Annotated in this window: 11 protein-coding genes; 5 read left to right on the top strand and 6 right to left on the bottom strand. The window is 66.3% G+C overall.

What is annotated here, in order from left to right; all coding sequences use genetic code 11:
* Positions 1–2 precede the first annotated feature (2 nt).
* From mreD to ASC95_RS11060, 3 genes are all read right to left on the bottom strand, one after another.
* The gene (mreD, locus tag ASC95_RS11050; RefSeq protein ID WP_057297759.1) at positions 3–524 is read right to left on the bottom strand and encodes a rod shape-determining protein MreD; all 522 of its coding nucleotides are present in this window, start codon (positions 522–524) and stop codon (positions 3–5) included.
* A 100-nt stretch (positions 525–624) separates the two neighbouring features.
* A complete protein-coding gene (mreC, locus tag ASC95_RS11055) occupies positions 625–1617 on the bottom strand; it encodes a rod shape-determining protein MreC (RefSeq protein ID WP_082567696.1) in 993 nt (330 codons plus the stop codon).
* A 33-nt stretch (positions 1618–1650) separates the two neighbouring features.
* On the bottom strand, positions 1651–2694 hold the full coding sequence (locus ASC95_RS11060; RefSeq protein WP_056191483.1) for a rod shape-determining protein: 1044 nt from the start codon (positions 2692–2694) through the stop codon (positions 1651–1653).
* Positions 2695–2904: 210 nt separating this feature from the next.
* Here ASC95_RS11060 and gatC point away from each other — a divergent pair, with 210 nt between their 5' ends.
* Genes gatC through gatB form a run of 3 tightly spaced genes read left to right on the top strand, consistent with a single transcriptional unit; the run spans position 2905 to position 6138 of the window.
* Positions 2905–3204 (top strand): Asp-tRNA(Asn)/Glu-tRNA(Gln) amidotransferase subunit GatC, encoded by a 300-nt coding sequence (gene gatC / locus ASC95_RS11065; protein ID WP_057297760.1) that lies wholly within the window; start codon positions 2905–2907, stop codon positions 3202–3204.
* Positions 3201–4688 carry an Asp-tRNA(Asn)/Glu-tRNA(Gln) amidotransferase subunit GatA gene (gene gatA, locus ASC95_RS11070; protein ID WP_057297761.1) on the top strand — a complete coding sequence of 496 codons (1488 nt, stop codon included), beginning with the start codon at positions 3201–3203 and terminating at the stop codon, positions 4686–4688. The genes gatC and gatA overlap by 4 nt, the downstream gene beginning before the upstream one ends.
* A 1-nt stretch (position 4689) precedes the next feature.
* A complete protein-coding gene (gatB, locus tag ASC95_RS11075) occupies positions 4690–6138 on the top strand; it encodes an Asp-tRNA(Asn)/Glu-tRNA(Gln) amidotransferase subunit GatB (protein ID WP_057297762.1) in 1449 nt (482 codons plus the stop codon).
* 24 nt (positions 6139–6162) lie between these two features.
* Here gatB and ASC95_RS11080 read toward each other — a convergent pair whose 3' ends face one another.
* From ASC95_RS11080 to ASC95_RS11090, 3 genes are all read right to left on the bottom strand, one after another.
* Positions 6163–6846 carry a hypothetical protein gene (locus ASC95_RS11080; RefSeq protein WP_057297763.1) on the bottom strand — a complete coding sequence of 228 codons (684 nt, stop codon included), beginning with the start codon at positions 6844–6846 and terminating at the stop codon, positions 6163–6165.
* Positions 6846–7526, bottom strand: a complete 681-nt coding sequence (gene pyrE / locus ASC95_RS11085; RefSeq protein WP_057297764.1) for an orotate phosphoribosyltransferase — start codon at positions 7524–7526, stop codon at positions 6846–6848. The genes ASC95_RS11080 and pyrE overlap by 1 nt, the downstream gene beginning before the upstream one ends.
* 109 nt (positions 7527–7635) lie before the next feature.
* On the bottom strand, positions 7636–9954 hold the full coding sequence (locus ASC95_RS11090) for a TonB-dependent receptor (protein WP_057297765.1): 2319 nt from the start codon (positions 9952–9954) through the stop codon (positions 7636–7638).
* Between the two features lie 181 nt (positions 9955–10135).
* Here ASC95_RS11090 and ASC95_RS11095 point away from each other — a divergent pair, with 181 nt between their 5' ends.
* A complete protein-coding gene (locus ASC95_RS11095; RefSeq protein WP_057297766.1) occupies positions 10136–10918 on the top strand; it encodes an exodeoxyribonuclease III in 783 nt (260 codons plus the stop codon).
* Positions 10919–11035: 117 nt separating this feature from the next.
* Positions 11036–11905 (top strand): PKD domain-containing protein (locus ASC95_RS31150; RefSeq protein ID WP_057297767.1); only part of this gene is annotated, 870 nt, incomplete at its 3' end.

Genomic DNA, 11905 nt, shown 5'->3' on the forward strand with positions numbered 1-11905 from the left:
GTTCAGAGTGGCCGGTGAGCGTCGCGGTCGGGCGCCCGACGTTGAGGCGCCAGCAGCAGGAGGCTCGCCACGGGCCACAGTGCCGCCTCGAAGACCGGCGCCAGCAACACGCCCCAGCCCGGCCACATGCCACCGATGATCATCCGCACGATCAGCGCCAGCGCGTGGGCGCCGAAGAACAGCGGCAGCACCTGCACGGCCTGGGCGCCCAGCGGGAACCAGGGCAGGCGGCGGTGCAGCGTGATGGCGCCGAAACTCAGGCCGCTGTAGGCCAGCGCATGCTGCCCGAGCAGGGCGCCGTCGTGCACGTCCATGGCCAGGCCGAAGATGAAGGCCCACAGCACGCCGACGCGCCGGGGCTGGTGCACGCCCCAGAACACGAGCACGACGGCCAGTACGTCAGGCGAGGCCGCCAGCCGGCCGGCCGGCACCATGTCGATCATCATCGCGACGATCAGCGTGAAGCCGATGAACCAGGGGTTGGCCGGCAGAAGCAGCTGGTCGGCAGCGCGCGGCATGATCATGACGCGCTCCCTTCAGGCCGCGCGCCGGGCCGTCCCAAGCAAGGCCTGGCCCCCTCGGGGGGCCGACGCAGCGCGGCGGGGGGCTGACGTCTCAGCATGATCATTGGGAGGCTCCCGAGGCCTTGGCGGCAGCTTTTTCGGCGCGTTCGGCCTTCTTGGCGGCGCGCACGGCGGCCTTGGTGGCCGCGGCGGAGGCGGCTTCATCGGCGGCGGCCGCTTCGGCTTCCTTCTTGGCAGGCAGATGGCGGTCCTGCGGCAGCAGGATGAGGACGTGGCGGGCGCTGTCGGGCTGGGCGATGGGCGCCAGCAGCACCTGGGCGAAGCTGGAATCGCCGCGCCGCTCGACGACGCTGACCTTGGCGACCGGCAGGCCCGGCGGATAGAGGCCGTCCAGGCCCGAGGTCGTCATCAGGTCGCCGACCTTGATGTCCGCGTTCGCGGCCAGGAAACGCAATTCCATGCCCGATCCGTCGGCGCGGCCGGCGGCGGCATTGCGCATCTGCGTGCGGGCGTTCAGCAGGGGGATGGCCGCCTCCTTGTCGGTCAACAGCGTGACCTCGGCCGACAGTGGGTAGACGCGCGTCACCTGCCCCAGCACGCCGGCCTCATTGATGACCGGCGAACCCGCCACCACGCCCAGCGTGGCACCCCGGTCGATGACGACACGGCGTGAAAAGGGGTCGGGCGCTTCGAACAGCACCTCGGCAGGCATCGAGGGCGCATTCAGCGAGGGCTTGAGGCCGAGCAGCTTGCGCAGATGGTCGTTCTCGGCTTCCAGCGCCTGGGCGCGCGACAGGCGCTCGGCCTGTGCGCTGAGCTGCCGCCTGGCCTGGTCCTCGGCTTCCATGGCGCGCTTGGTGCCGCGCAGGTAGTCGCCGGCCGTCTCCCAGGCGTCCACCGGCGTCAGCAGCAGGCGCTGCACCGGGTGCAGCACCAGCGCATAGGCGGCGCGCACCGGCTGCATGAGCTTGAAACGCGCGTCCGCCACCATCAGCAGCAGCGCGAGCGCCGAACACAGCGCGAGCTTGGTCAGCGCCGACGGACCCTGGCGGAAGAACGGCGGTGGCGTGCGGTCTAAGGTGCCGAGAGGCATGGCGCGCCGGGCGGCGTCTCTGGAAGTGGGAGCTTATTCAGACGTGAAGATCGAACCCAGGCGCTCCATGCGCTCCAGGGCCATGCCGCAACCGCGCACGACGCAGGTCAGCGGGTCTTCGGCCACCAGCACCGGCAGGCCGGTTTCCTCGCCCAGCAGGCGGTCCAGGTCGCGCAGCAGCGCGCCGCCACCGGTCAGCATCATGCCGCGCTCAGCGATGTCGGCGCCCAGCTCGGGCGGCGTCTGCTCCAGCGCGTTCTTCACCGCGGAGACGATCTGGTTGAGGGGGTCGGTCAGGGCTTCCAGGATCTCGTTGGACGAGATCGTGAAGCTGCGCGGCACGCCTTCGGAGAGGTTGCGGCCCTTGACCTCCATCTCCTTGACCTCGGAGCCCGGGAAGGCGCTGCCGATGTTCTTCTTGATGGCTTCGGCCGTGGGCTCGCCGATCAACATGCCGTAGTTGCGGCGGATGTAGTTGATGATGGCCTCGTCGAACTTGTCGCCGCCGACGCGCACCGAGCCCTTGTAGACCATGCCGCCCAGCGAAATGACACCGACTTCCGTGGTGCCGCCGCCGATGTCGACGACCATGGAGCCCGACGCCTCGGCCACCGGCAGGCCGGCACCGATCGCGGCGGCCATGGGTTCCTCGATCAGGTAGACCTCGCTGGCACCGGCACCCAGCGCGCTCTCGCGGATCGCACGGCGCTCGACCTGGGTCGAACCACAGGGCACGCAGATGATGATCCTCGGACTCGGCTTGAACGTCTTCGAGTCGTGGACCATCTTGATGAACTGCTTGAGCATCTGCTCGGTGACGGTGAAGTCGGCGATGACGCCGTCCTTCATCGGCCGGATGGCCTCGATGTTGCCGGGCACCTTGCCGAGCATGGCCTTGGCCTCGCGGCCGACGGCCTGGATGGTCTTCTTGCCGTTGGGGCCGCCCTCGTGGCGGATCGACACCACGGAGGGTTCGTCGAGGACGATGCCCTTGCCACGCACGTAGATCAGGGTGTTGGCGGTGCCGAGGTCGATGGCGAGGTCGGTCGAGAAATAGCGACGCAGGGAGGCGAACATGGTGGGCGCAAAGAGCCTCGCCTGCGGGGCGTGGCTGGGGAAAACGGGGGTCTGGAAAGCCAAGAGGCCGCCCGGCCGGCGACAAAATTCGTCGCAGAAAGGGCAGCCCCGAAGGCCATGAAGATGGGCGGCGATAATAACCGAACCCCTTCGTTTTGAGCCCGCCGCCACTGGGTTTTCGGCTCAATCCTTACACCTGAAAACGCACCCATGAGCCTCACCCACGAAGACGTGAGCCGCATCGCCCATCTGGCCCGGCTCGAACTGCAGCCGGCCGAGTCCGAGGCCCTGCTGGGCAATCTGAACGACTTCTTCAAGATCGTGGACCAGATGAGTGCCGTGGACACCGCCGGCGTCGAGCCGCTGTACACGCCGCTGTCGGCCATCCGGCAGGTGCAATTGCGCCTGCGCGACGACGTCGTTACCGAAAGCAATCAGCGCGAACTGAACCAGCGCAGCGCCCCGGCCGTCGAGGACGGCCTCTTCCTCGTTCCCAAGGTCATCGAATGAAGCCCGTTCACGACATGGGCGTGGCCGAGCTGGCCAGCGCCCTGAAAAGCCGTGCCCTGTCCAGCCGCGAGGTGACGCAAGGCTTGCTGGAGCGCGTTGCCGCCCACGCCAGCCTGGGCGCCTTCCTGCACATTGACGCCGATGGTGCGCTGGCCCGTGCGGCTGCCGCTGACGCGGTGCTGGCGTCCGGCAATGCTGCTGCGCTGACCGGCGTGCCGATTGCGCACAAGGACATCTACGTCACGGCCGACATGCCAACAACTGCGGGCTCCAGGATTCTGGCCGGCTACCGCAGCCCCTTCGACGCCACTGTCGTCGCGCGGCTGAACGCCGCCGGCGCAGTGAGTCTGGGCAAGCTGAACTGCGACGAATTTGCGATGGGGTCCGCCAACGAGAACAGCGCCTATGGCCCTGCGCACAACCCCTGGGACGTCAGCCGCGTGCCGGGCGGCTCGTCCGGCGGCTCCGCCGTCGCCGTGGCCGCACGCCTGGTGCCCGGCACGACCGGCACCGACACCGGTGGCTCCATCCGCCAGCCGGCCAGCTTCACCGGCATTACCGGCATCAAGCCGACCTATGGCGTGTGCTCTCGCTACGGAATGATTGCCTTCGCCTCCAGCCTGGACCAAGCCGGCCCCATGGCCCGTTCGGCCGAGGACTGCGCGCTGTTGTTGTCCGCAATGAGCGGCTTCGACGAGCGCGACGCGACCAGCGTGCAGCAAGGTCCCCAGGACTTCCATGCGCAGATGCTGGCGGGCCGGGAGGGTGCCAGCCCGACCAAGCCGCTGGTGGGCCTGCGTGTCGGCCTGCCCAAGGAGTTTTTCCCGGCCGGCCTGTCTGCCGACGTCAATGCCGCCGTGCGCGCCGGTTTGGCTGAACTGGAGAAGCTCGGGGCCACGCTGGTGGAAGTGAGCCTGCCGCGTACCGAACTGGCCATTCCCGTCTACTACATCATCGCGCCGGCCGAGGCGAGCTCCAATTTGAGTCGCTTCGATGGCGTCAAGTTTGGTCATCGCGCTGCCAAGTACGACGATCTCCTCGATATGTACAAGAAGACGCGCGCTGAAGGCTTCGGCCCCGAGGTCAAGCGCCGGATCATGATAGGCAGCTATGTGCTCTCACACGGCTACTACGACGCCTACTATCTGCAGGCGCAAAAGCTGCGCCGCATGATTGCGGACGACTTCCAGCAGTGCTTTGCGCAGTGCGACCTGATTGCCGGCCCGGTGGCGCCGACCGTCGCCTGGAAGCATGGCGAGGGCAAGGACGACCCGACCCGGGCGTATCTCGCCGACATCTTCACGCTGCCCGGCTCGCTGGCCGGCCTGCCCGGCATGAGTGTGCCGGTAGGCACGGGCGAAGGCGGCATGCCGGTCGGCCTGCAGCTTATCGGCAACTACTTCAAGGAAGGGCAGCTGCTGCACACCGCGCACGCCCTCCAGCAGGCGACCGACTGGCATCTTGCCGCGCCCGCAGGAATCTAATATGTCCACTTCCAAGCTCATCCGTGGTTATGAGGTCGTCATTGGCCTCGAAAACCACGTCCAGCTCTCAACGCAGAGCAAGATCTTCAGCGGCAGCTCGACCGCTTTCGGTGCGGCGCCCAACACGCAGGCGTCGCCGGTGGACCTGGCGCTGCCCGGCACACTGCCGGTGCTGAACCGCGCGGCCGTCGAGCGCGCCATCCGCTTCGGCCTGGCGGTCGGCGCCAAGGTCGCGCCGTTGTCCATCTTTGCCCGCAAGAACTACTTCTACCCCGACCTGCCCAAGGGCTACCAGATCAGCCAGTTCGAGATCCCGGTGGTGCAGGGCGGCGCGGTCGAGTTCTTCGTCGGTGACGTCAAGCACAAGGTCAACCTGACTCGTGCCCACCTGGAAGAAGACGCGGGCAAGAGCCTGCACGAGGACTATCACGGCCAGTCGGGCATCGACCTGAACCGCGCCGGCACGCCGTTGCTGGAGATCGTCTCCGAGCCCGACATGCGTTCGGCCGCGGAGGCGGTCGAATACGCCAAGACGCTGCATGCGCTGGTGATGTGGCTGGGCATCTGCGACGGCAACATGCAGGAAGGCTCGTTCCGCTGCGACGTCAACGTGTCGGTGCGCAAGCCAGGCAATCCTTACGGCACCCGCCGCGAGATCAAGAACCTGAACAGCTTCCGCTTCCTCGTCGACGCGGTGAACTACGAGGTCAACTGGCAGATCGACGAGATCGAGGATGGCCGCAAGATCCAGCAGGCGACGATCCTTTACAACCCGGACACGGGTGAGACCCGTGCGATGCGCAGCAAGGAAGACTCGGCCGACTACCGCTACTTCCCCGACCCCGACCTGCCGCCGCTGGTCATCGCGCCGGAGTGGGTGGAGCGCGTGAAGGGCGAGATGCCCGAGCTGCCGGGCGTGATGGCGGCCCGCTTCGAGAGCGTCGACGGCCTGCCGGCCTATGACGCGACGATGATGACGCAGAGCCTGGCGACGGCGCGCTACTACGAGGCCGCGAAGGCCGCGGGTGCGACGCCCAAGCTGGCAGCCAACTGGATCATGGGCGAGGTGTCGCGCCGGCTGAATGCCGAAGGGCGCGAGATCGACGCCGCGCCGGTGGGCCCCGAACTGCTCGCGAAGCTCATCGGCCGAATCACCGATGGCACGATCGCCAACAACTCTGCCAAGAAGGTTTTTGAAGCCTTGTGGAGCGGCGAAGGTACGGATGTTGACGCGGTAATCGACGCCAAGGACCTCAGGCCGTCGAATGACACCGGCGCCATCGAAGCCATCCTCGACGAGGTGCTCGCGGCCAACCAGAAGTCGGTGGACGAGTACCGCGCCGGCAAGGACAAGGCTTTCAACGCGCTGGTCGGCCAGGCGATGAAGGCGACCAAGGGCAAGGCCAACCCCGCCCTGGTCAATGAACTGCTGAAGAAGAAGCTCGGCTAGGTCAGGGTTTGCCTGAGGCTGAACTCAGCGCTTGGGCGTCGTCGCCGGTGCCGTCGGCTGCAGTTCGCCCAGCGGCGGCAGCGAGCCCGGCGTGGCGCCGGCCCAGAGCTTCTTCAGCCGGGCGAGCTCGGCGTCGAAGGTCTTGTTGATGCGCACGAGTTCGGCCTTCTGGTTCTCGATGAGAACCTGCTGAGCCTCGATGCTCGCGTCATTGGCGTCCAGCATCTGCTTGAGCTTGGCCGGCAGCGGGCGGCCCTTGTAGAACTCGGCCTCGTCGAGCAGGGGCTTGCGTTCGATGCCCAGGTCCTTAATGCGGCGCTCGGACATGCGCATGGCCTTGTTGGAGTCGTCCAGCGCGGCGTTGCGGGCGCGCTGGTGGGCGGCCTCGGTGGGATAGCGCAGCATCAGCGTGCGGTCGCGGCGGATGGCGTCCAACTGGGCAATGCGTTCCGCCGCGGCGCGGCGGTCCGCGGCCTCCTTGGCGGCGCGCTCCTCGGGGCTGAGGAAGGGCGGCAGCGTCGTGCGCTGCGAGCCGTCGGGGTTGAGCACGCGCTGTTCGCGCGTCGTGCACTCCGGGATGGGGCGGTCGCCCGTCAGCTTGCGGCCATCGGCCGTCGTGCAGGTGTAGATGCCCTTGGCGGGCGTGACGTCCTGCGCCAGCGCGGTGCTGGCGACGAACAATCCGGCAACGACGGGCAGAACGCGCATCAGACCCCGTAACGCTCTCGGTAGGCCAGCACGGCCGGGCGATGGGCGGCCAGCTCCGGCGCGCCTTCGAGAAAGGCCAACAGGTCGGCAAGACCCGCCACGGCGACGACCGGCAGGCCGTAGCGCTGTTGTACCTGCTGCACGGCCGATTGCGGGCTGTCGACGCCGCCTTCGGCTGCCTTCTCCTGACGGTCCAGCGCAATGCTCACGCCACAGGGTGTGGCACCGGCGGCCTCGATCATCTGGATGGATTCACGCACCGAGGTGCCGGCAGAAATGACGTCGTCGATGATCAGCACGCGGCCCTGGACGGGCGCGCCGACGAGCGTGCCGCCCTCGCCATGGTCCTTGGCTTCCTTGCGGTTGTAGGCGAACGGCACGTTGTGGCCGCGGCGCGCCAGCTCTATGGATACGGCGGCCGCCAGCGTGATGCCTTTGTAGGCCGGGCCGAAGATCATGTCGAACCGCAGGCCCGAGGCCATCAGCCGCTCGGCGTAGAAGCCGGCCAGTCGCCCCAGCTTGGCGCCGTCGTCGAACAAGCCGGCGTTGAAGAAATAGGGGCTGAGACGGCCGGCCTTGGTCTTGAACTCGCCAAAGCGCAGCACGCCAGCCTCGACTGCAAAGGCGACAAAGGACTGGGCGAGAGGATCGTCGACGGACGGGGTGGGCGCGGCTGACATGTGACAAAGATTCTAGGGGTCAAAAAAACAGGCCCGACCCCTAGAAGGGGCCGGGCCGTCGATGGTTTTCACCAAGTCGCGGGCGGGGCCCGCATGACGTCTTACGGGGTCAGAAAGAAGCCTTGAACTGAACGCCGTAACTGCGCGGCTCGTTGACGATGCCGGTCAGGTTGTCGAAGTCGATGGCGGCGACGACCTGGCGGTGGTTGGTGATGTTGCGCGAGTAGGCCGCAACTTCATACTTGCCGTTGCTCCAGCCGTAGCCCACGCGCAGGCCGCCTTCGAGGGCCGACTTGGCCTTGTACTCGACGGCCTCGTACAGGAACATGTTGTATTTGTCCTTGTAGGCCCAGTCGGTCAGCACGGTCAGCTCGCCGGCGCCGATCTCGGTGCTGTACTTGAGCGTCCAGTTCCAGGTGACCTTGGGTGCACGTGGCAGCGGGTTGCCATTGATGCTGACCGTGCCAGCCAGCGGGCCGGCCGGGTCGAGCACCGTGCAACCGGTGTTGGCTTCCAGGAACTGGAAGTTGGCATTGCCGCAGGGCTGCACGAAGAGGTTGGCGTCCTTGATCTTGGTGTCGTTGTACGAGAAGCCCAGCGTCGTGCGCCAGTCGCGCGCGATGATGGCCTGGGCGTCCAGCTCGAAGCCCTGGCCCTCGGCCTTGGCGGCGTTGACGAGGCGGTTCTGGTTGGTGGAGCCCGAGCCGGCCGTCAGCTGCATGTCCTTGACGCGGTACTTGAACACCGTGCCGCTGATGCGGGCGGTGTTGTCCAGCAGGTCGGCCTTGAAGCCTGCCTCGACGGACAGCACCTTCTCGGAGTTCGCCACCGAGATCGAGTCGCCAAAGAGCACGCGGCCCTGGATGGACGGTGCGCGGTAGCCGGTGGCGACGCGCGCGAACACGCTGGTGGACTTGTCGAGGTTGTAGTTGGCGCCGAAGTCCCAGCTCCAGTTCGTGGACTTGGGGTGGGTGTAGAACGGGCCGATGATGTCGACGTTGTTGGCCTTGCCCGGCGTCCAGGTGCGCACGGCGTCAAAGTCCTTCTTGTCGTCGGTGTAGCGCAGGCCGGCGGTGAGCTTGAAATCCGGCGTGACGGCGTACTTCACATTGCCGAAGGCCGCCCAGGACTTGGCTTCCTGGTGCTGCACGGCATAGCCGTTTTGCGGGTCACCCGCGGCGAAGCTGTCGAAGTTGAAGCTGTCGACCTGCAGCTTCTCGTTGAAGTAGTACAGGCCGGCGATCCACTGGAACGGCGCGCTGGTGTTGGACTGCAGGCGGAATTCCTGGGTCGTCTGGCGCAGGTAGGGGATGCCGTCGGCCGTCTGCGCGTCGAAGGGGATGACGGACGGATAGGGCGTGGCCGAGCCGGAGGGGTAGTACTTCGGGCCGTCCGGGATGCCGCAGAAGCGGCAGCCGAAACCGCCGTCCACGTCGCCGCGGCTGTAGAACTTGGCGCGGTCGTGCGCGGTGATGGAGTAGAGCGACACGCCGTCGAAATCCCAGCGCAGGCGGGCGCTGACCTCGCTGGACTTCAGCGTCTGCGAGTTGTAGCCGTCGCTGGGGTAGGAGCTGTCGTCGTAGCCGTCGACGAGGTCATTGGTGCCGCGCTTCATGATGTTGGCGCGGAAAGTCGTTGCCGTGCCCTTGAAGTCGCGGGCCTGGACCTTGAAAAGACCCTCGAAGTTGCCGCTCTTGTAGAGGGCCTGCAGACGCAGCGCCTTGTCGTTGTAGCCTTCAAGGTCGGACGTCGCGCTGGTCACCGGGTTGTGGACGCGGTCACTCTGGCGCTGGGCCAGGCCAGCCACGCGCAGCTGCAGGTCTTCGTTCACCGGCACGTTGACGGCCGTCTCGAGGTTGACGGCGCTCCAGCGGCCGAAGCCGATGTTGGCGTAACCTTCCAGGCGCTTGGTGGGCCTGGCCGAATCGAATTTCATGACGCCGGCCGGCGAGTTGCGGCCGAACAGCGTGCCCTGCGGGCCGCGCAGCAGTTCCACCTGTGCCATGTCGAAGACCGGGAAGCCCTTGAGCGCGATGCTTTCCTGCACGACATCGTCATAGACCAAGCCCACGGGCTGGGACGCGTTCATGTCGAAGTCGGTATTGCCCAGGCCGCGCACGTAAAAGCGCGGGAAGGTGCGGCCGTAGTCGGACTCGATGTTCAGGCTCGGCACCTTGCCAGACAAGGCGCGGACGTCCTGGCCGCTGGCGTTGTAGGTGTCCAGATCCTCGGACTTGATCGCCGAGATCGACAGCGGCACTTCCTTCAGGTTCTCGGCCCGGCGGCTGCCGGTGACGATGACGGCTTCGAGCTGGCTCACGTCCTTCTTGGCTTCGGCTGCCGGCGTGGCTTGCGCCAGGGCCACCATCGGGAAGGCCGTGCTCAGCGCCAGCGCGAGCAGGGTCGGTGAAAGGCTGTGTTTGGGCATGAGAAATCCTCGGGTTGACGGGTTCGCGGGGCAAGCGGGTAAAGAAATGGGCGCTCGCGGCGCCTCTGATTCCTACTGGATCGTAAAGATCACATGACGGTTCCGTGATGAAAGCGTGCCGCTGTGTTGTGCATTTGCTGCACTGCGATACTTCTCCAGGTCAAACCCTCTCCCTAATCCGATGCGCTTCATCACCGCCAACCTCAACGGCGTGCGTTCCGCCGCCAGCAAGGGCTTCTTCGACTGGCTCGACAAGCAGCAGGCCGATGCCGTCGGCGTGCAGGAGCTCAAGGCGCAGGCGGATGTCGTGGAAGCCAAGTTCCGCAGCTGCGACCTGCTCAATGGCCATTTCCATTACGCCGAGAAAAAGGGCTACTCGGGCGTGGGCCTGTACACCAAGGAAGAGCCCAGCGACCTGATCACGGGCTTGGCGATGCCCGAGTTCGACTGCGAGGGCCGCTGGGTCGAGAAGCGTTTCGACAAGCCCGGCCGCAAGCTCAGCCTCATCAGCGTCTACTTCCCCAGCGGCACCAGCGGCGAGGAGCGCCAGGCGGTCAAGTACCGCTTTCTGGCGGCGCTCTACCCGCATCTGCAGGCGTTGAAGGCCGAGCGCGAGTTCATTCTCGTGGCCGACGTCAATATCGCGCACAAGGAGATCGACCTGAAGAATTGGCGTGGCAACCAGAAGAACAGCGGCTTCCTGCCCGAGGAGCGCGCCTGGTTGACGCGGCTCTTCGACGAAGGCGGCGTGGTCGACGTCTTTCGCACCCTCAACGACAAGGCCGAGCAATACACCTGGTGGAGCGCCCGCGGCGCCGCGCGCGCCAACAACGTCGGGTGGCGGCTGGACTACCACCTCGCCACGCCCGGCCTCGCGGCACTGGCCCGGCGGGAGGCCATCTACACGGGGCAAATGTTCAGCGACCACGCGCCGCTGACGGTGGATTACGACTTTGTGCTGTAGTCCGCCCTGTCGTATACGGCAGCCGCACAGGCGGTTTGACTCATAGGGTTTTCGCGGAATTCCAGCTGTATCGCGGTCTATGCTGCGGCCAAGCGTGATTCCAGAGAGATTTACATGATGAGCCGGCTCGTGAAACAGCTCTTTGCTGCGCTACTGTTTTTGTCTCTCGCGGCATGCGGCGGCGGAGGTAGTGACGAGGTCGGCGGCGGCAGCGGCCCCACGCATACGCCCCCCACGGCCACGATCGCCAACGTCCAGCCGGCGCTGGCCGGCGCCACCATCACGCTCGACGGTAGCGGCAGCACAGCAGCGGCTGGCCTGACCCTCAGCTACAACTGGGTGCTGACCAGCAAGCCCACAGGCAGCGTGGCGAGCCTGCAGAACGCCAGCTCGGCCAAGCCCAGCCTCAGCACTGACCTCCCCGGCGACTACCTGCTCACGCTCACCGTCAACGATGGACAACTGAGCAGCACCCCCAGCACGCGGACCGTCACAGTGCTGCAGGCCTTCTCCATCCAGACCTCGCCCGAGGAACCTCTATCCGGAACGGTCACGTTCTCACTGTCCGGATACACGCCTGGCATTCAGATGGCCTGGTACCTTGATCAGGCCCTGATCGCTTCGGGGGCCTCCGTGTCCTGGGACTCGACGAAGGTGGCCAATGGATCGCATGTGGTCACCGCGTGGCTGGAGGTGGAAGGCAAGATCTCTGAGATCCGCCGCACGGTCGAGGTTGCCAACTCCCCGATTTCTCTCAGCGCTTCCACCACAGGCTCCGGTCCTGGTTCCTCCGACAGCGCATTCACTCGGCTGAACGTTTCTGCCAGTTCGCCCGGCGGCATCACCAGCGTGGCTGCAAGTCTTGACGGCAAGCCTCTCGGCGTCTTGACCAGCATGAACGCCTGCACTGGCAGAACTTGCAGCGTGCCCAACGTCTATCAATTCGTCATCGAGAACAAGACGATCATTTCGGGCGAGCACGTTGCC

It is taken from the genome of Pelomonas sp. Root1217 (assembly GCF_001425705.1).
Taxonomy (GTDB): domain Bacteria; phylum Pseudomonadota; class Gammaproteobacteria; order Burkholderiales; family Burkholderiaceae_C; genus Pelomonas.

Bases quoted from the DNA above. Each gene is read 5' to 3' on its own strand.
- gatB (WP_057297762.1), top strand. From the start codon at position 4,690: ATGTCCACTTCCAAGCTCATCCGTGGTTATGAGGTCGTCATTGGCCTC.
- ASC95_RS11080 (WP_057297763.1), bottom strand. From the start codon at position 6,846: ATGCGCGTTCTGCCCGTCGTTGCCGGATTGTTCGTCGCCAGCACCGCG.
- gatA (WP_057297761.1), top strand. From the start codon at position 3,201: ATGAAGCCCGTTCACGACATGGGCGTGGCCGAGCTGGCCAGCGCCCTG.
- ASC95_RS11095 (WP_057297766.1), top strand. From the start codon at position 10,136: ATGCGCTTCATCACCGCCAACCTCAACGGCGTGCGTTCCGCCGCCAGC.
- mreC (WP_082567696.1), bottom strand. From the start codon at position 1,617: ATGCCTCTCGGCACCTTAGACCGCACGCCACCGCCGTTCTTCCGCCAG.
- gatC (WP_057297760.1), top strand. From the start codon at position 2,905: ATGAGCCTCACCCACGAAGACGTGAGCCGCATCGCCCATCTGGCCCGG.
- ASC95_RS11060 (WP_056191483.1), bottom strand. From the start codon at position 2,694: ATGTTCGCCTCCCTGCGTCGCTATTTCTCGACCGACCTCGCCATCGAC.
- pyrE (WP_057297764.1), bottom strand. From the start codon at position 7,526: ATGTCAGCCGCGCCCACCCCGTCCGTCGACGATCCTCTCGCCCAGTCC.
- mreD (WP_057297759.1), bottom strand. From the start codon at position 524: ATGATCATGCCGCGCGCTGCCGACCAGCTGCTTCTGCCGGCCAACCCC.
- ASC95_RS11090 (WP_057297765.1), bottom strand. From the start codon at position 9,954: ATGCCCAAACACAGCCTTTCACCGACCCTGCTCGCGCTGGCGCTGAGC.